General features: G+C 47.0%; 16 protein-coding genes. 8 read left to right on the forward strand and 8 right to left on the reverse strand.

What is annotated here, in order from left to right; genetic code table 11:
• The first annotated feature begins 188 nt into the window (after positions 1–188).
• A complete protein-coding gene (locus L4D06_RS15835; RefSeq protein ID WP_429740371.1) occupies positions 189–1,166 on the forward strand; it encodes a cytochrome-c peroxidase in 978 nt (325 codons plus the stop codon).
• A gap of 33 nt (positions 1,167–1,199) precedes the next feature.
• On the forward strand, positions 1,200–1,919 hold the full coding sequence (locus L4D06_RS15840; protein ID WP_429740372.1) for an MOSC domain-containing protein: 720 nt from the start codon (positions 1,200–1,202) through the stop codon (positions 1,917–1,919).
• Positions 1,920–2,044: 125 nt separating this feature from the next.
• Here L4D06_RS15840 and L4D06_RS15845 read toward each other — a convergent pair whose 3' ends face one another.
• Together L4D06_RS15845 and L4D06_RS15850 are read right to left on the reverse strand one after the other, a co-directional pair.
• Positions 2,045–2,395, reverse strand: a complete 351-nt coding sequence (locus L4D06_RS15845) for a DUF2750 domain-containing protein (RefSeq protein WP_429740373.1) — start codon at positions 2,393–2,395, stop codon at positions 2,045–2,047.
• Positions 2,396–2,509: 114 nt separating this feature from the next.
• The gene (locus L4D06_RS15850; RefSeq protein WP_429740374.1) at positions 2,510–3,850 is read right to left on the reverse strand and encodes an aminotransferase-like domain-containing protein; all 1,341 of its coding nucleotides are present in this window, start codon (positions 3,848–3,850) and stop codon (positions 2,510–2,512) included.
• Positions 3,851–4,096: 246 nt separating this feature from the next.
• Here L4D06_RS15850 and L4D06_RS15855 point away from each other — a divergent pair, with 246 nt between their 5' ends.
• Complete coding sequence (locus L4D06_RS15855; protein ID WP_429740375.1) at positions 4,097–4,990, forward strand: NAD(P)-dependent oxidoreductase; 894 nt, start codon at positions 4,097–4,099, stop codon at positions 4,988–4,990.
• A 130-nt stretch (positions 4,991–5,120) separates the two neighbouring features.
• Here L4D06_RS15855 and L4D06_RS15860 read toward each other — a convergent pair whose 3' ends face one another.
• The 4 genes from L4D06_RS15860 to ectA form a co-directional block, all read right to left on the reverse strand.
• Positions 5,121–6,542 (reverse strand): aspartate kinase, encoded by a 1,422-nt coding sequence (locus L4D06_RS15860; RefSeq protein WP_274165303.1) that lies wholly within the window; start codon positions 6,540–6,542, stop codon positions 5,121–5,123.
• A gap of 62 nt (positions 6,543–6,604) precedes the next feature.
• The gene (locus L4D06_RS15865; protein ID WP_274165302.1) at positions 6,605–6,997 is read right to left on the reverse strand and encodes an ectoine synthase; all 393 of its coding nucleotides are present in this window, start codon (positions 6,995–6,997) and stop codon (positions 6,605–6,607) included.
• Positions 6,998–7,010: 13 nt separating this feature from the next.
• Positions 7,011–8,276 (reverse strand): diaminobutyrate--2-oxoglutarate transaminase, encoded by a 1,266-nt coding sequence (gene ectB, locus L4D06_RS15870; protein ID WP_274165301.1) that lies wholly within the window; start codon positions 8,274–8,276, stop codon positions 7,011–7,013.
• 19 nt (positions 8,277–8,295) lie between these two features.
• Entirely contained in the window at positions 8,296–8,841 is a 546-nt protein-coding gene (ectA, locus tag L4D06_RS15875) for a diaminobutyrate acetyltransferase (protein ID WP_274165300.1), read from the reverse strand.
• A 510-nt stretch (positions 8,842–9,351) separates the two neighbouring features.
• Here ectA and L4D06_RS15880 point away from each other — a divergent pair.
• Positions 9,352–10,806 (forward strand): glyceraldehyde-3-phosphate dehydrogenase, encoded by a 1,455-nt coding sequence (locus L4D06_RS15880; protein ID WP_274165299.1) that lies wholly within the window; start codon positions 9,352–9,354, stop codon positions 10,804–10,806.
• A 321-nt stretch (positions 10,807–11,127) separates the two neighbouring features.
• On the forward strand, positions 11,128–12,420 hold the full coding sequence (locus tag L4D06_RS15885; RefSeq protein ID WP_429740376.1) for an RNA polymerase sigma factor: 1,293 nt from the start codon (positions 11,128–11,130) through the stop codon (positions 12,418–12,420).
• A 24-nt stretch (positions 12,421–12,444) separates the two neighbouring features.
• Here L4D06_RS15885 and L4D06_RS15890 read toward each other — a convergent pair whose 3' ends face one another.
• Positions 12,445–12,795 (reverse strand): YciI family protein, encoded by a 351-nt coding sequence (locus L4D06_RS15890; RefSeq protein WP_429740377.1) that lies wholly within the window; start codon positions 12,793–12,795, stop codon positions 12,445–12,447.
• A 132-nt stretch (positions 12,796–12,927) separates the two neighbouring features.
• Positions 12,928–13,299, reverse strand: coding sequence for an MmcQ/YjbR family DNA-binding protein (locus L4D06_RS15895; RefSeq protein WP_429740378.1), 372 nt, complete (start codon positions 13,297–13,299; stop codon positions 12,928–12,930).
• A gap of 346 nt (positions 13,300–13,645) precedes the next feature.
• On the opposite strand from L4D06_RS15895, the gene L4D06_RS15900 reads away from it, so the two are divergent.
• The 3 genes from L4D06_RS15900 to L4D06_RS15910 all read left to right on the forward strand — a co-directional run bounded on the left by L4D06_RS15900 (position 13,646) and on the right by L4D06_RS15910 (position 18,188).
• A complete protein-coding gene (locus L4D06_RS15900) occupies positions 13,646–14,824 on the forward strand; it encodes a MerR family transcriptional regulator (RefSeq protein ID WP_274165297.1) in 1,179 nt (392 codons plus the stop codon).
• 82 nt (positions 14,825–14,906) lie between these two features.
• Positions 14,907–15,944, forward strand: coding sequence for a ribosome small subunit-dependent GTPase A (gene rsgA, locus L4D06_RS15905; protein WP_429740379.1), 1,038 nt, complete (start codon positions 14,907–14,909; stop codon positions 15,942–15,944).
• A 195-nt stretch (positions 15,945–16,139) separates the two neighbouring features.
• Positions 16,140–18,188, forward strand: coding sequence for a prolyl oligopeptidase family serine peptidase (locus tag L4D06_RS15910; protein WP_429740380.1), 2,049 nt, complete (start codon positions 16,140–16,142; stop codon positions 18,186–18,188).
• Positions 18,189–18,269: the final 81 nt, after the last annotated feature.

Consider the following 18,269-nt stretch of genomic DNA (forward strand, 5'->3'; position numbering starts at 1 on the left):
CCTTTCAATTTCTAATCAATTTGTTAGCTAGAACGTCTCGTATTACTGAGCATGGTATTGCGAGAACACGACGATGCTTTATTTCTATTCATTCGTTTTTTCTGTTGCTTCCATCGAATTATCCCGCTGTCACTGGTTGCCGGTTGGTGCCTATACTCTCAGGCATGTCACCGAAGCGGGGTTATAGAATGAACACGATTTTCAAAGCCTTATTTGTTTCTTCTTCGATCGGTTTTTCTGTGAATGCTTTCTCCCTTGAACCTCTACAAACACTCGCCAATAGTTTGTTTGGTCCGCTGCCGAGTGAGATGCCTGGCAGTGAGCAAGATACGCCGGAGCGGATCGCTCTCGGCAAAACGCTGTACTTTGAAACCGCACTGTCTGCCAATGGCAATCAATCGTGCAACACTTGCCATAACCTTCTCGACGGTGGCTCGGGAACCGAACTGTCATCAGTTTCAGTGGGATCTCTCGGTACATTGGGTACACGCAATAGCTTGACGACATGGAATGCTGGCTTTCAATTTGTTCAATTTTGGGATGGGCGAGCAAAAAACCTCAGAGAGCAAGCCAGTGGGCCTATCACCAATCCGATTGAAATGGGCTTATCCTCCGAAGAGGAGGCCATTCAGAGGTTGAAAGATAAAGGCTACCAAGCAGCTTTTATTGCTGCATTCCCAGATGCTGACAATGCACTGACGTTTGAGCATTTGACCGAATCGCTTGCTGCGTTCCAACGTACCTTGGTGACAGAAGACAGATTCGATCTATACCTCGCGGGGGATGCAACCGCGCTGAGTACTCAAGAAAAGCGGGGATTAGAGCGATTTATTTCCACAGGGTGTAATGCGTGTCACAACGGCCCATTGCTTGGCGGCGAACTATTCATGAAAATGGGTTTAGTGAAGCCTTATCCGAACAAGATCGACAAAGGCCGCGCACACGTTACGGGCAGTTCAGCGGACAACTTTATGTTTAAAGTGCCGACGCTTAGAAACGTGGCGCAAACCGCGCCCTACTTTCATGATGGCGCGGTATTCAATTTAGATCAGGCTGTGCGCGACACGGCATGGCATCAGCTTGGGGTGAAACTCAGTGAAGAGGATGTGAAAGACATCAGCGCATTTTTTGCTTCACTCGATAACACCAAGACAATAACGTTTTAGATAGTCTCGACTATTCGCTTTGGAGATTCCGCTTTGCAAGATGCATCGAACCCTGTGCCTTCATCACATTCAGCCTTTCAGGTTTCGACCATTTATCGTGGGAAAGTGGCAGCGCGCTATGGCCTGCAAACCGCGATGGACAAGGTTGAAATTGTAGGTGATGTCTTTTTATCAAAGACGGGGTTAGACGGTGATGAAACCGCAGATAAAAAGCATCACGGCGGAACAGAAAGAGCACTTCATCATTACCCGGGAGAGCATTATGCATTTTGGCGCAAAAAGCATGGTGATGAGCAGGATTGGCAAGCACCGGGTATGGGGGAGAACATCAGTACTGTCGGGATGACGGAAGACACGGTATGCGTTGGCGATCGCTACCAATGGGGCGATGCCATCATTGAAGTGAGCCAGCCGCGCTCGCCATGTTTCAAGCTCAATCAACGCTGGGAAGTTGAAAACCTGTCGATCGATATGCAAGCCATCAGCCGCTGTGGTTGGCTTTATCGTGTGGTTCAGACGGGCACTGTGAGTGCGCAATCGCCCCTCGTGCTTCTCTCTCGCCCTGAGCATGCCATGACGCTACGTGAAGTGTGTGACGTGTTCTTTGGCGACCCTTTAAATCCCGAAGGGTTAGCGAAGCTGCGTGAGCAAACTGCCCTGTCTGAAAGTTGGATGAGCAAAGTCATTCTTCGCCAGGAAACGCATGAAGTGGAGAATTGGTACTTTCGATTGTTGGGGCGTGCTGCGCCGTAATTCGTGTTTAACCACGTCATTACGTGACAGAGAATTAAGCGTCAACATCGATAAACAGCAGGCATGAAAAAGGGCATCTACGACAACGTGGATGCCCTTTGTGATCTTACTCGTCGAGAAGACGATTACAGATACATTTTTGCCAGTGTTGCGGGCTCAATTTCTTTGCCTTCTAGCTCAGCGTTCCAGTTAATACCAACCAGTACGCCGTCTTCGTCTAGCGTGATCAGCCAATCTTGAACGAAAACGTCTAGCGGGATTTCTTGCACTTCGAAATCTGCCCACTCTTCCACGTTGTGAAGTTCTGCATCTTCTTTTGAAGACCAGAATGGCATGATTTCGCTGTTTTCAAATTCGGTAGAATCGCATGCCAGCCAACCTTCTTCATTGGTTAAACCCCAAACTTGGTTGGTTTCTTGTGTTTCTGCAATGAAAAGCGTCAGGTTTGCTTCGATGTCAGCAGTCAATTTGCTCATTTTTAGATTCTCAGTGATTCAATGCGAGCGCTAGAATATCACTTTAATCCTAAATGCGCTTGTATGATGTAAAACCACTAAATTTTAGTGTATCCCCGGAACATCTTACGTTATTCAAAACGGTGCCAAAGACACCTCATGACTTTCAACCAACGCATTTAAGGCTTGTAGCCCTTGCGTCAGCGCATCGTTGTTCTTTATCGACATCAAAGACAGGCGAACGCAATTGGGGCTGGAATCTCCCGCCGAAAAATAACTGCCACTGGTAACGATCAAATCTCGCTGTTTCGCTTCCATCACAAAGCGCTCTTGTTGCCAATGTGCCGGCAAGGTTACCCAAACATGGTAACCATCAGATTCCGATATCATGGCACCGAGAATTTTGCTGGCGATCGCTTGCCGTTGCTTGGCAATATCACGCTGAGCTTCAGCCATAGAAAAAGCCTCACCGCTATTGATTAACTGTTCTGCGACGATGAAGTTTAATGGAGAAGCCAACCAAATGTTGGCGCGTATATGGGCATTCAGTACGGGCAATAAATGATCAGGGGCAACGACAAACCCGCAGCGCATGGCAGGGCTAATTGCCTTCGATAAACCCGAAATGTGAATGCCTTTCTCTGGGAGCCAATGACATATTGCAGGCAAGGTGTCTTCGTTCAAAAAACCGTAAATGTCATCCTCCACTAGATAGGCAGATGAATTCTCAATGATGCTCGCAATGGCCTGTCGACGTTGCATTGGCATGGTGATGCCAGTTGGGTTTTGGTGAGACGGAATAGCGATAACGAGCTTGGGTTTGTGCGAATTCAATACGTCTTCGAGGGCTGATGGGATGAGCCCATCGTCGTCCATGTCAACGCCAATCACTTGGCGTCCTGCCAAACTTGCGATGGCCAAGATTCCGGGGTAGGTAAGCGCTTCGACCGCGATAACATCACCAGGCTGGGTCAGCGTTTCTATCAATAATGACAGGGCATGTTGTGCGCCATTGGTTAAAAGCACATTGTTCGCGGATGCCGACTTCAATCCATAACGTTGGGCCCAGATTGCGCCCGCTTTACGGTGTGGTAGGTGTCCGGAGTGGTCGGTATATGCGAGCAACTCGGGTGTGAACGTCATGGATGCTTTTTGATATGCCGTACGCAAAGAAGCGAGATTTTGCGATACATAAGGCTGAAGAATCGAGAAGTTAAACTCGGTGTCATTGTCAGCAGGTTGGATAGCCTGATTGAGTTGTGACTCTCCCACGACAAACGTTCCGCGCCCCACAAATGACTCTACGCGATTGATTTCCGCGAGCAGTTTATAGGCTTTAGATATGGTTGCAGGCGTCGTTTCTAACTCAGCAGCCAGCTCGCGATGCGGCGGCAACTTGGCATTAGGTTGATATACACCTGTATCGATACGTTGTTCGATTTGACGGGCGATGTCTTTAAATTTGGTTTCGCTCACAAGCATTCCATGCGTTTTCTGACACTGGAATAAATTATGGCGAGCTTTATCCTAAATTGAAATAGCCTATTGCAATCAAATTCAATATTGACATATGTCAATCGATGCAATTATAGTCACCACAACACGCGAGTTAACTCGAGACTTAGGTCGAGCACTTTTCTACATGACGGGTGCAGAGCTTAACCGCATTGACGATTTTGGTTTGGCGCTTTCTTTGCTGTGAAACAAGCAGCGATGTCGCCCATGCACCCGTACAGAGAGGATAAGGATATGTCAGAGAAAAAGGTTTCGTTTATCGGTTTGGGTGTCATGGGGTACCCAATGGCGGGTCATCTTACTCGTGCAGGGTTCAATACCACAGTTTATAACCGCACGACCGCTCGTGCCGAAGCGTGGTCGGCAGAGTATCAGCAGCCTTTTGCCGAGACCCCGCGTGAAGCGGCAGCAAACAGCGATATCGTGTTTGTTTGTGTCGGCAATGACAATGATGTTAGAAGTGTCATTTATGGTGATGATGGTGTGCTCGCGAGCATGAAGCCGGACAGCGTTTTGGTCGATCACACGACGACTTCCGCCGAGTTGGCAGAAGAGCTAGCGACTGCGTGTAAGGCAAAGGGCGTGCATTTTATTGATGCCCCTGTTTCTGGCGGTCAAGCGGGCGCAGAAAATGGTGCGTTGACCATTATGTGTGGTGGCAATGAAAATATATTCAACCTTGTGTCCCCAGTCTTCGATGCTTACGCCAAACAAGCCGTGTTGCTGGGCGAGAATGGACAAGGTCAGCGCTGCAAAATGGTGAACCAAATTTGTATTGCAGGTATTTTGCAGGGGTTGAGTGAAGGCCTATTGTTGGCTCAAGCGTCAGGCCTGAATATCGAGCAAGTGACCAATGTGCTGAAACATGGCGCAGCGGGTTCGTGGCAGATGGAAAACCGTGCAGTGACCATGGCGCAAGACAAGTTTGATTTTGGCTTCGCCATTGATTGGATGCGTAAAGATTTGGGGATTTGCCTCGATGAAGCCAAGCGTCATGATTTGACGCTATCGCTGACGCAGGAAGTAGATAGCAAGTATGCCAGCTTGCAAGAGCAGGGTTTGGGGCGTATGGACACGTCAGTGCTGATCAAAGCGAATTAATCTCCGCCAAAGAGTCAACGCCTGACAATCAGTGCAATAGGGCGTGGTGAGTATCGCTCTCGGCAAATAAAAACGCTCATTGAGGTCATCAATGAGCGTTTCTTGTTTTCTACGAGCGCGGGGCAGTCAGTTAAGCGACGTGCTGCTTTTTCGCCTGCTTAGTGGCAGTGAAAAACTCGTCATGCAGAGCACGAATTGTGCTGTCATACACATCATCTTTTACGACAAATTGAACGTTTACGTTGCGCATTGAAGAGTGCACAGCAATCGGCGCAATGTCGTGATTCATCAAAGCCAAAACACCGCGACTCAGTGTCGTATTGGTGTTGATCTCAGCGCCAATGGCAGAGATGAGTGCGACCCACTGACCAGTAATGGTCGAGCTTGGGAAGCGTTTCTCGGCTTTGTATAGTAAGTGATTGAGGTTCTTCACGGCACCACTGAGGTAGTAAGTAATGGAGTTTGCGTTCATTTCCTTACCGACCAAACTGACTCGTGCATCGGCAATGATTTCCATCATCTCGTAACCCACGTTATCCACTTGCCCTACCATGGCTTGGTCGAAAATATGCAAGGCAAAGACTTTGTTTTTACCCGCAATGATTTCGATTTTCTCTGCATCAGGTTGGTATTCCTGAGAGATCAACGTGCCTTGGTGTTCAGGTTCGAAGGTGTTTTTGATTTGAAGTGGAATGTTGTTTTGGCGCAGACCTGAAGCCGCATTCGGGTGAATCGCTTCCATGCCTAAATTCGCGAGTTGATCCGCGACATCAAAGTTCGATTTACCAATCGGCAGTACATTTTCAGGCCCAACAATGCGTGGGTCGGCACTGCTCAAGTGATACTCTTTGTGGATAACAGCAAGATCGGCAGAGGTTTGGCATGCGATGCGGCTGAATGTCATTTCACTGTAGCCGCGATCATAGGTTTTCATTAAACCTTCATCACAGTAAGCATAACCCGTCACGATAGGCAGCTCTTTGGTGACATCAATGTCTTCAAAGGCACTTTTGATGACCGTATCCAAATTGCCTGAAAGGTTGTTATCCCACCCAGATAAATCAACAAAACGTGCATTCACGCCAAGAGTTTTTAGCTTCAGAGCGGTGTTAAACGCACTGTGTACTTCGCCGATCGAAGATAAAAATTCTCGAATTTGTGGAAGGTACTGGCGAAGCGTGAACTGGCCGTATTCACACGTGGCCAAGATGTTAGTGATGCAGTTTTGCGCGTCATCCAAACGTTCGGTGATGAACTTGTCTGCTCGGGTGCGGCTTAACGGATCAGCAAACATGTTGCTATTGATTAGCTGTAGGCGTTGCTTGAGGGTATGAAATGCTTCAATCCAGCGCTCGTCGCGTTTCGCCACGAGTTGGTATATACCCGGTTCGCCAGAGCGTTTGCATTCGAGCAAAGCATCCGTGATACCGCCGTACGCTGAAACGACAAACACACGGTTATACGGTGAAGCAGGGCGAAGAAAGATGTTGTCCAATACAGCATCAAATGCTGACATTGATGTACCGCCGATTTTCTCTACGGTATAAGTCATGAATACGTCCTTTGTGTATAAAAAATAGGGAGCAAATCGCTCCCTAAAATTGATGATTTAGATTAGTCGACGAGGGGATAAACACCGTCTTTGTCGTGAACTTCACGACCTGTAATAGGCGGGTTAAACACACAAGCCATGACCATTTCTTTACCTTCACCAGAGTAAGCGCGAAGGTAATGCTCATCATGTTTATCCAGAATGTACAAAGTGCCAGGCTTGATTGGGTACGTTTCACCACCGACGACTTCAATTTCGCCTTCGCCAGACATGCAGTACACAGATTCAAGATGGTTCTTGTAATGGATGTGTGTTTCTGTGCCTTCATAAATCGTTGTAATATGGAAAGAAAAGCCCATCTGATCGTCTTTTAGGAGCATGCGAACACTTTCCCATGTTTCTGATACAACTCGACGTTCGCTGTTTTTACACTCTTCCAGAGTTCTTACAATCATCTTTCCTAATTCCTTACGACGCTTTACGGGTGGCAGCATTGGAAACGTGTTCAGCTGCTTGTTCAAAGATATGCAGGCCTTTTTCTAGCTCGGACTCACTGATAGTCAGTGGCGAGAAGAATTTGACCACTTCATCATCTGGCCCAGCGGTTTCAATGATCATACCGTTCTCAAAACAGTGATCAGCAATGTCAGATGCAAACTCTGGGCGCTTGCACTCAACACCCTGCATCATGCCGCGGCCTTTTGCGCGTACAAAAAGGCTTGGGAAGCGTTTTAAAACGCGCTCGATGGTCTTTGTCACTTGCTGGCTACGCGCTGCAATGTGCTGTTCAAAATCGTCGTTCTGCCAGTAGTTTTCAATTGCTGTTGTCGCAGTAATGAACGCGTGATTATTGCCACGGAACGTACCGTTGTGTTCACCCGGCGACCACTTATCCAATTCTGGTTTCAACAGCACAAGTGCCATTGGTAAGCCGTAACCACCAATAGATTTAGACAACGTTACCATGTCTGGTTTAATACCAGATGGCTCAAAACTAAAGAAAGTACCTGTACGGCCACAACCCGCTTGAATGTCATCAACAATGACAAGCACGCCGTTGTCTTTACAGATTTTGCTTAAACGTTGAAGCCACTCATTAGAGGCGACATTCAAGCCACCTTCACCCTGTAAGGTTTCCAGTAATACCGCAGCGGGTTTATCTAGACCACTTGAATTGTCATTAAGCATGGCTTCAAACAGCGCAAGTCCATCAACGCCAGCGTAACCTTCATAAGGAAGGCGTGACGTGCCTGTGAGTGGCATGCCAGAACCTCCACGGTGATGCTGGTTACCTGTTGCTGCCAAAGCGCCATAGGTACAGCCGTGAAAACCATTGGTAAAGGTCACGATGTTTGCACGACCTGTTACTTTACGTGCGAGCTTCATTGCCGCTTCAACAGCATTGGTACCGGTTGGGCCAGTAAACTGCACTTTGTAATCAAGATTTCTAGGTTCGAAGATGTGATTACGGAGTGCGGTTAGAAATGCGGCCTTCGCTTCGGTATGCATATCTAGACCGTGCGTGAGTCCATCCTTGTCGATGTAATCAAGCAACGCTTGTTTCATGATGTCGTTGTTGTGGCCATAGTTAAGCGAACCTGCGCCTGCGAGAAAATCAATGTAGCGCTCGCCCTTATCTGTGGTTAACCAACAGCCTTTTGCAGAAGTAAACACTACTGGGAAGCGATTACAGTAAGACTTAACGTTTGATTCTTTCTCGTTAAAAATGTTCATCATGTTTCCGTTATTAAAATTAAAGATTTTTGTTCAAAGGAATGCGGAATAGAAACTCGGTATCGTGGCGGCCTTCAAAATGCTGCGCTTCATCGAGAAACACAGAAACCTCACCTTTTATGCCATTAGCGGCTTCAAGTTTTCTAAACAGGCTCCAAGACCCTTCATTCGATTGCGTGATCGTCGTTTCAATCGCGACTACGTGCTGCAGATGTTTGCGCTTCAATAGCCCTTGCAGCATTCGATAGGCCAAGCCTTTTCCACGCATGTCTGGCGATACAGCGACTTGCCATACGAAGAGATCATGAGGGGCATCCGGTTTCAAATAGGCAGATATAAATCCGACAACCTCGTCATTGTGCTCAGCAACAATGCAGGTCTTATTGAAGTGGGAGGACTGGAGGAAATTGCAGTACGAGGAGTTTTCATCAAGGGGGGGACAACTGGCGATGAGGTTATGGATCTTAAAGCCATCATCGATTCGCGGAACACGAAACATCCATTCGTCCTGTTCCGTCCTAAAGCGCGTTAACGCTGCGCTTTGGTAAATTGTCTCAGTACTCATTGTGGTTTGAATCCTTTAGAGGTCTAAGCATTAAATCCCTTTAAATGATACCTGTGATAGATAATTTATCAAGTCTAAGTCACCACTTTAAGAACAATCCCTTGTATCACAGGCTTTTATAGAGGTGGATGATGAGTGACTCGAAAGTGAAACATTTAGTGGTGTAATTAAGTTGTCATGTAATTGTCAGAGGGAGAGACGTCTTTGCGGCTATGGCAGCAATGCTGGTCTTATTTGGTGGCGATTAATAAGAATAATATGAGACAAAAATTGAAAGACTTACGTTGTAAACTTTCAATCATATTTTCGAGGATCGAAGATTATAAATTTTTTGGACAGTAAATTTTCAACAGATATGGAGGTAAAGCATTGAATAAAAGGGACTGCTGTAAGAACTTTTTTTTACTTGGTTAATAATTATCCTGTCGTTAGACTCTTCGCCAAAATAATAAAAACAGCCTCAAGCCCCCTTTTAACTGTGAAACACCCAAAAAGGCAAAGAAAGTAACCATGAGCCCAGAACAATATCTTACCCAATGGCAACAGAGCCAAACTGATGCGGAAACCATGTCCCCCTTGATTGGCAAATTATACCGCGAGAAAGGTGTCGAGATTCAGATCTACGGTCGCGCAGTGATCAATGCGAGCACAATAGATTTGCTTAAATCGCACCGTGTTGCACGATGGTATACTGGTCAGGAAGTGACGACTTCGCATACTTTACCTCTTCTGGAAACGCTCGCAGGATTTGACTTGCCAGCTTGTCGCATTGACTTAGGACGCCTTGCCAGCCTGTATTGGCGAGACCACCAAGATTGTGGCGAGTTAGATGATTTTTTAAAGACATCAATCGCACACCTACCCAAAAGTACGCCTCTTAAGGAGCCCAGAGATGTTGTGCTGTATGGGTTTGGGCGCATTGGACGCTTGGTTACGCGCCTAATGATAGAAAAAAGCGGACCAGGATATCCTCTGCGTTTACGCGCGATTGTTGTACGTGGTGGCAAAGATGGCGACTTGGAAAAGCGCGCCAGCTTGCTGCGTCGTGATTCGGTACACGGGCCGTTTAACGGTTCGATTTTGGTTGATGAGGCGCGCAATGCACTCATTGTGAACGGAAACTACATTCAGTTCATTTACGCAAGCCATCCTTCAGAGGTTGATTATGAAGCACATGGTATTCATGACGCCGTGGTGGTCGATAACACAGGTATGTGGCGAGATGACGAAGGTCTTGGTCAACACTTAACAGCCAAAGGTGCTGCTAAGGTATTGCTGACTGCTCCCGGTAAAGGCGACATCAAGAATATTGTATTTGGTGTGAACCATGACGATATCGACGATCAAGACTCCATTATTTCTGCGGCCAGTTGTACCACCAACGCGATCACCCCAGTGTTGAAAGCCATGAATGATCGATACGGTGTTGAATCGGGTCACATTGAAACCGTGCACTCATTTACTAACGACCAAAATTTGATCGACAACTTCCACAGTGGTGAGCGACGCGGGCGTGCCGCATCATTAAACATGGTACTGACGTCGACAGGTGCAGCAAAAGCAGTCGCTAAAGCCTTGCCAGTATTGAAAGGTAAACTGACGGGTAATGCTATTCGTGTTCCAACGCCTAACGTATCAATGGCGATTGCGAATCTGAACCTTAGTAACAAGGTTGAGCGTGAATCATTGAATGCATTCTTGCGTGAAACAGCACTAGTTTCTCCGTTGGCTGGGCAGATTGACTATACCCAATCCACTGAGATTGTATCATCCGATATAGTCGGTTCTCGCTACGCGGGGGTGGTTGATAGCCAAGCGACCATCGCAGAAGACAATCGCTGCGTGCTGTATATATGGTACGACAATGAATTTGGTTATAGCTGCCAGGTTATTCATTGCATCGAGCACATGGCGGGTATGCGATATCCGGTAGTGCCTGAATTGAAAATGGAAACGAGCTTTTAGGTTGTAGCAATCAGCCTTTCCCATGGCGTTTTCAAACTGAAAGAGCGGCTTATTTGAGCCGCTCTTTTTTTGCCTAGCGATCCAGATTGCAAAGCACTGACAAAGCAAAGCAAAGCACGCTTAAACGCAAAGCACGGTTGAACGCAAAGGTGATCCCGTCCACTGTATCTTTGCTGATATCGTCAATTGTTGCTTATTCGAAAAGGCGATTTTGTATCAGACAAGAGCAAAAATGCATAAATCACGGTAAGTGATTAATCCCCAACAGCTTCGAGCTTTGTCATGCGCTATACCTACTGTATAGGAAGACAAGAAGTGGTGATGCCAGCGTTGTTAGACAGAGAGTTGTTAGATCACATTGATCAATTGTATCGCGCTGAATCAGCCAAGGTATTGGCGGCGCTGACGCGTATTTTGGGTGTCGAAAACATAGAGCTTGCTGAAGACACAATGCAAGAAGCCTTTAGCAAAGCGCTGAAACACTGGAAGGAGCACGGCGAGCCACAGAATGCCGCTGGCTGGTTGATGAAAACGGCTAAAAACCACGCTATTGATGTGATTCGCGCCAACAGAAATAAGCACCGCTTTGGGGACGATTTGTCGTATTTCCTTGAAAGTGAGTGGACGTTGGCGCGCACCGTGGAGCGGGAGTTCAGTGAAGAAGCGATAAAAGATGACACGCTCAGGATGATTTTTTGGTGCTGCCACCCAAATCTAAAACCAGAGAATCAACTCCCCATTATATTGAAACTGCTTTGTGGCTTTAGCCTCTCTGCTATTTCTCGTGCTTTGTTGGTACCGGAAGAAACCATCAAAAAGCGTCTTCACCGTACGCGAAATCAACTCAAGTTGTATGCTTTCAAGCAACCTCCGCCAGAACATATAGAGCAAGCATTAGAGACGGTTCATGTGTCCTTGTACCTATTGTTCAACGAAGGGGTGTACTGTTCGGATGGCAAGAAAGCCATCGACTTTGATTTTTGTCGAGAAGCTATGGCGTTGGTGAGCATACTGGTGGAAACCCCGCATATCGCTAATCGTGAAACCTTGGCTTTGTACGCGCTAATGCATTTTCACATGGCGAGGTTGGCTGCGAGAACAGATGTGGATGGCAACCCGATACCTTTGGATTTGCAAGAACGCGAGCGATGGGATCCAAATATGGTTGGAATGGGTCAGCAATACGTGGCCCTCGCGACGCTAAACATGTCAGAGACATTGAATGACGCAGGGCGCTTTTGTTGTGAAGCTTTGATTGCGCAGGAGCACTGCATTGCCAAGACGTTTACATCAACCAATTGGCAGAAGGTTGAACACTATTATGCAAGGCTCATTGATGTATCGGCATCGCCTATCGCGAAACTTAATCAAGCCATTGCCATTGCTTATCAAGGCAACGAAAAATGCGCTCTTCAACGAGTAGCCGCGATTCAGGCAAAGCATGGCATGGAACACTCTCACTTACCTTTCGCTATTTTGGCGCATATTCATGCTAAGTCCGGTAACAGCTCAGAGGCTTATCAGTTTGCTGAAGAAGCCAAAAAAAGAGGAGGAACTCAACAAGAGCAGCAGATGATGCTTGCTCAGATTGAACGCCTCCTAGTCAATCAATAGATTTATATACTCAAGAACGGTGTGTTAACTCATCTTCACGACTTGCCGAATTTCTAATGACACACCAGGAGATTGGAAGATCGGACAGGATTTTCCGAGTTCAGCGGCTTCTTCCAAGCTGTCAGCGCGAACAATGGAATATCCGCTCACGAGTTCTTTAAACTCAGCGGCAGCAATATCAGTGATAACCATATCCGGCGTCACGCGCTTGCCTTCGAAATGCAAGGGTGAACCGCCAGTCACAAGTTGATCTGCTTCTTGCAGTTTGGTCATCCAATCTTCCCAGCATTTCATTATCGCCGCCATCTCTTCTGAGGATGTGTTCTTCATCCAGTCAGGGTCACCACCTTGGTAGATAAACATAAATTCTTTCATCTTCGTCTCTCCATATCATGAATTATTGTTGTGAGATTTGGTCTCGTATACATAACGTTTGAGGGTGACCAAACGGGGACATTTATTTTCAAATATTGGAAATTAAAACGCTTAATATTGATAGTAGGCTGTTTAGCCCATCTCCTGATTGAGCCCCAGTTCTTTTTGCTTAGATTTGGTTAGCCCGAGAGACACTAAGCGATGAGACTCAGTTAGGTAATACTGTAAATCGTCGTCCTTTTCATGATGACTATCAATTTGCTGAATCCATTTCATACCACGGTTAGCAAAATAGGGCGCGGGTATATAGCCTTCGCATTCACGCAAAAAATAGAAGTTTCGCTCTGAGGTTTTGAAGGTGAACGCTGGCTGCTTGTCTTTGCTCCAACCGCCAATAGCGAAGACTTTACCGCCCACTTTCCATACATGCGAGTTCCCCCACTGAACGATATGCGTGGTCGCTGGTAAAGAGCCACAAAATTGATTGAATTCTTCGTAGTTCATAAAGCCTCTTTGCAAGTACAGGCGTCACTATATCTCGCTGAACCCTGCATCCTCTGGTTGTTTGGGTATATCATATTGGGTATTGCCTGAGAGTAACGTCTCACTGTCTGACCTTTCATAGAACCATATCAAAGCTCGATATTCATTTTTATCGATGTCCATGATGACGTTGCCATTTTGCGATCGTGGAGATATGGCGAGCGACAATGAGCTGATTCCTGCATTCTGAATTTAACTATTGAAGCCGATGATTTTGAGTGATGGATAGCATTAAAACAGGTTGACCTGTCTACTACTTCATAGTTCATAATCTGTCCCAATTGAGAAAGCATAGGCTTGTTTCACCATGTATCTGATTTCAGAGTTGGCTTCAAAAGCGGGTATATCACGCACTACCTTGCTCTACTATGAAAAGCTCGGCCTGATCAGTGGTCAGAGGCTAAGCAATGGATATCGCCGCTACAGTGAACGCGACTTGCAACGGTTACTCCTCCTTCAACAACTTCAAAGTGCAGGGTTAACGTTAAAAGAGTGTCAAAGCTGCCTCGATGTGAAGTTGGATAAACAGGTTCTGGTTGAGCGATTGCATCAGCTAGAAGAAGAAATTCAGAAGAAAACACAAGCACGTGAATTGTTGCTCGGGTTACTCGGTGAGCGCTCGCAACGAAATTTGCATGAATCGCTTATCCAGAGTGCCCCGCTCGAGCACTTAAACTGGCTGAACACGCAAGGGTACAGCGAAAAAGAAGCGCTTCGATTGAAATGGCTATCAAAAGACATGAATGACCACGATGCTTACATGCAAGATTTTATGGATATATTTGCACCGCTAGAGCGGTGGGGACCGGGTAGTCAGGAAGACACACTGAAAGCGGCTTCATTTCTGCCTAACAGTGCAACGCATATTTTGGAGATCGGCAGCGGAAAGGGGACATCGACCTTATTGCTTGCAGAGCATTGCGATGCCCATATTACTGCCGTAGATAATGAACCTACTGCGATTGAGCAACTTAAACAGAAATTGGCGGAGACACAGTTCGGCGAGCAAGTTTCACCTGTTTGTGCATCGATGACGTCATTGCCATTTGCGGCAAACAGTTTTGATGCGATTTGGGCGGAAGGCTGCGTCTACATCATGGGAATGGAAAACGCGCTGACACAATGGAAATCATGCCTAAAAAACGGTGGCATGATTATGGTGAGTGATCTGGTTTGGCTCACCGATTCGCCGGATGAAAAGACCAAACAGTTTTGGCAATCCGAATACCCTGACATGCAAACCATCGCGACACGACTGAAACAGTTTGATGCATTGGGCTATGACCTTGTGGAGCAATTCTCGCTAGGGATCGAAGCTTGGCAAAACTACTGGCTGCCACTTCAACGTCGTATCAACGAATTGGCACCAACCATGGTCGCGTCTCAAGCGCTTATCGATATCGATAATGAGATTGCGACCTATGAGAGAAGTGCTGCCAAAGCGTTTACCTATCAATATTTTGCACTCAAGTTAAGAGCTTCTTAGCTAGGGCGTGGAAAGGCAATATGAATTACTTACTCGCTGTACCGCGGCGCTCAACAATCCGAATTATTGGTAAGAAGGTTTTATGCAAACGCCAACATTAGTTGATTTAGGTATGCGTCCTTTCTTTCAGCAACAACTGACGCTGGAAGAGCTTGAACACTGCTCGCTTGGGCGTGTTATTGAACACCATAAAACGGAAGTGGTTGTATTGGCTGGCAACGACGCATTGCGGCTATCGCTCAACCCGAACATCGACGGAATTTGTGTGGGGGATTGGGTTGTATTCAACGGAGATCGCCTACTTCGCGTTCTCGAAAGGCAATCCCTATTTCAGCGCAAAGCAGTAGGAAGCGCTCGCGCTCGCCAGTTCATTGCAGCCAATATTGATACCGTATTTATCGTTAGCTCACTTAACGACGACTTTAGCCTCAATCGGATAGAACGATACTTAGCACTTGCTAAGGAAACAAATGTTGAGCCAGTGATCGTGTTAACGAAAGCAGATCTATGTGCTGACGCAGATGGTCATCGTCAACAAGTGCAAAGTCTAGATTCACTGCTGAGTGTCTATTGTGTCAATGCGCTTGCGTCTGATGAACTCGACGTATTGAAAAGCTACTGTCGACGAGGAAGAACCGTTGCCTTTATGGGGTCATCGGGCGTTGGGAAATCCACATTGGTAAATGGCCTACTTGGCAGCGAGCAGATGGATACAGGGGAAATTCGCGAACAAGACAGTAAAGGGCGACACACCACGACTTATCGCGCCATTAAATGGCTTCCTGAAGGCGGTTTGTTGATGGATACCCCTGGAATGCGCGAGCTTCAACTCAGTGATGCAAAGGAAGGTATTAAACTCACGTTTGCGGACATTGAGTCTCTCGCAAGCCTCTGTCGGTTTCAAGATTGTCAGCATCAAAATGAACCGGGCTGTGCAGTGTTAGACGCGCTGGAAAAGGGTGAAATCTCAGCCAGAAGGTTAGATAACTTCCACAAGTTATTGCGAGAAGATGCTCACAACAGTGCCACGTTGGCACAAAAACGCGCCAAAGATCGCGCATTCAGCAAGATGGTTAACACCGTTCAAGAACAAGCCCGATCGGGAAAGAAATTCAAGTAAATTACCTCTCTTTTTAAAACGTTGTTGAGATGCCACAAAGGGGGAGGTTCGTCATTCTAGCCGCAGGCTGATGGTCTCGGAAACGATGTGCTGCGTTGGTTATCAACAATTTGTCACGTTTTTTATTGGACAAACCTGCGCAGTATTCAGGTGCTTTGGATATGATGAAGCCATAAGCACAGCAAGGAGTAAGCGATGTTTCATTATCCGAAAACGCGCCAAGACGACACGATCGATACCTATTTCTCAGTCGACGTTGCCGATCCCTATCGATGGCTAGAAGATGATTTAAGTGAAGAAACCGCAGCTTGGGTAGATGCTCAAAACGAGGTGACGTTTGGCTATCTACGGACCATACCGTCTCGCGATGCTATCCGTGCACGACTGGAAATGGCCAATAACTACGTCAAAGAGTCCGCCCCATTTACTCGTGGAGAATTCACGTATTTCTACCGCAATGATGGTTTGCAAGATCAAGCGGTGGTGTTTCGTACCCAAGGCTCGGCAGAAGATGCCACTGTTTTTCTCGATCCGAATACTTGGAGTGAGGAAGGCACGACCTCGCTAGATCAGCTTCGTTTTTCGGGTGACGATAAGAAAATTGCCTATTCCACCTCAGAGGGTGGAAGTGATTGGCGCACGATATACGTGATGGATGCGACTTCAGGCGAGCTATTGACTGACAAAATCGAAAACGTGAAGTTTTCGGGGATTGAGTGGCGAGGCAGCGAAGGCTTCTACTATTCTACTTACGATAAGCCTGAAGGCAGTGAATTATCGGCGCGCACTGAACATCACAAACTCTACTTTCACACGCTGGGCACTGCTCAATCGGATGATGAACTGGTATTCGGTGGAGAAGGGGACCCGAAATACCGTTACGTGGGTGGTTACACCACCGAAGATGATCGCTTCCTCGTGATCAGTGGAGCGAATGCGACGTCTGGCAACATGCTGTACGTGAAGGATTTGCAAGACACCCCTTCGGTTTTGGTTTGCTTGACCGACGACGACAGTGCTGACAGTGATGTGATTGAACACCACAATGGCTCACTTCTGATCTACACCAACTTAAAAGCTCCCATGGGACGTGTTGTAAAGGTTGCTGCAAGCTCGCCACAACAGAGCAACTGGCAAGACCTGATCGCTGAAACGAATGACGAACTGAGCATTGAAACAGGCGCGGGTTACCTGTTTGTTAGCTATTTAGTGGATGTGCAAACACAGGTAAAACAATACCAGTTAGATGGCACATTTGTGCGTGATATTGCCTTGCCAGGTGTTGGTAGTGCGTCCGGCTTTAGTGGGCGCGAAAAAGATAAAACGCTGTATTACACCTTCACGAACTACACCACCGCCAGTGATACTTACCGTTTTGATCCAAAGACGGGAGAAGCCGGGTTATATCGTCGCAGCGCCTGCGTGATAGACAGCACGCAACTTGAATCTAAGCAGGTATTTTATACCTCGAAAGACGGTACAAAAGTCCCGATGACGATCTGTTATCGCAAGGGGATCACGCTGGATGGTAGCCATCCCACCATTTTATATGGCTATGGCGGCTTCAATATCAGTTTAGAACCCGCATTCAACCCCAATGTTGCTTCGTGGATAGAAATGGGCGGTATTTATGCCGTAGCGAATTTGCGTGGTGGCGGTGAATATGGAAAAGCATGGCACGATGCGGGCACGCAGCAGCAAAAGCAAAATGTGTTTGATGATTTCATTGCGGCTGCGGAATACCTGATTGCCGAAAACTATACGTCATCTCAAAAACTGGCTATTCGCGGTGGTTCAAACGGTGGCTTGCTGGTGGGCGCATGTATGACTCAACGCCCGGAACTATTCCGCGTCGCATTGCCTGCGGTTGGTGTGCTAGATATGCTGCGTTACCACACGTTCACTTCAGGTGAAGGTTGGGCGTATGACTTCGGCACATCGGCGCAAAGTGAAGCCATGTTCAATTATTTGCTGGGCTATTCGCCAGTACACAATGTGAAAGCAGGCGTCAGCTATCCTTCCACGTTAGTGACAACTGCCGATCATGATGATCGCGTTGTTCCTGCGCATTCCTATAAATTCATTGCCGAGCTTCAAGCGAAACACAGTGGTGAAAACCCAGTGATGATTCGCATTGATGTCAATGCAGGTCACGGCGCAGGTATGCCGACGCACAAGGTGATGGATTTAACCGCGGACGTGTATGCGTTTTGCTTCGATCAGATGGGCGTGATGCCGCGTTAAAACAGGGAAGGCGGCACTGTCGCCTGACATACAAAATATACTTAAAAACGCACCGTTGATGGTGCGTTTTTTCTTTAAATG

This window comes from Enterovibrio makurazakiensis, assembly GCF_050336585.1.
Lineage (GTDB): Bacteria > Pseudomonadota > Gammaproteobacteria > Enterobacterales > Vibrionaceae > Enterovibrio > Enterovibrio gelatinilyticus.

Bases quoted from the DNA above. Each gene is read 5' to 3' on its own strand.
- L4D06_RS15880 (WP_274165299.1), top strand. From the start codon at position 9,352: ATGAGCCCAGAACAATATCTTACCCAATGGCAACAGAGCCAAACTGAT.
- L4D06_RS15835 (WP_429740371.1), top strand. From the start codon at position 189: ATGAACACGATTTTCAAAGCCTTATTTGTTTCTTCTTCGATCGGTTTT.
- L4D06_RS15900 (WP_274165297.1), top strand. From the start codon at position 13,646: ATGTATCTGATTTCAGAGTTGGCTTCAAAAGCGGGTATATCACGCACT.
- L4D06_RS15895 (WP_429740378.1), bottom strand. From the start codon at position 13,299: ATGAACTACGAAGAATTCAATCAATTTTGTGGCTCTTTACCAGCGACC.
- ectB (WP_274165301.1), bottom strand. From the start codon at position 8,276: ATGAACATTTTTAACGAGAAAGAATCAAACGTTAAGTCTTACTGTAAT.
- L4D06_RS15885 (WP_429740376.1), top strand. From the start codon at position 11,128: ATGCCAGCGTTGTTAGACAGAGAGTTGTTAGATCACATTGATCAATTG.
- rsgA (WP_429740379.1), top strand. From the start codon at position 14,907: ATGCAAACGCCAACATTAGTTGATTTAGGTATGCGTCCTTTCTTTCAG.
- L4D06_RS15845 (WP_429740373.1), bottom strand. From the start codon at position 2,395: ATGAGCAAATTGACTGCTGACATCGAAGCAAACCTGACGCTTTTCATT.
- ectA (WP_274165300.1), bottom strand. From the start codon at position 8,841: ATGAGTACTGAGACAATTTACCAAAGCGCAGCGTTAACGCGCTTTAGG.
- L4D06_RS15865 (WP_274165302.1), bottom strand. From the start codon at position 6,997: ATGATTGTAAGAACTCTGGAAGAGTGTAAAAACAGCGAACGTCGAGTT.
- L4D06_RS15855 (WP_429740375.1), top strand. From the start codon at position 4,097: ATGCACCCGTACAGAGAGGATAAGGATATGTCAGAGAAAAAGGTTTCG.
- L4D06_RS15910 (WP_429740380.1), top strand. From the start codon at position 16,140: ATGTTTCATTATCCGAAAACGCGCCAAGACGACACGATCGATACCTAT.
- L4D06_RS15890 (WP_429740377.1), bottom strand. From the start codon at position 12,795: ATGAAAGAATTTATGTTTATCTACCAAGGTGGTGACCCTGACTGGATG.
- L4D06_RS15860 (WP_274165303.1), bottom strand. From the start codon at position 6,542: ATGACTTATACCGTAGAGAAAATCGGCGGTACATCAATGTCAGCATTT.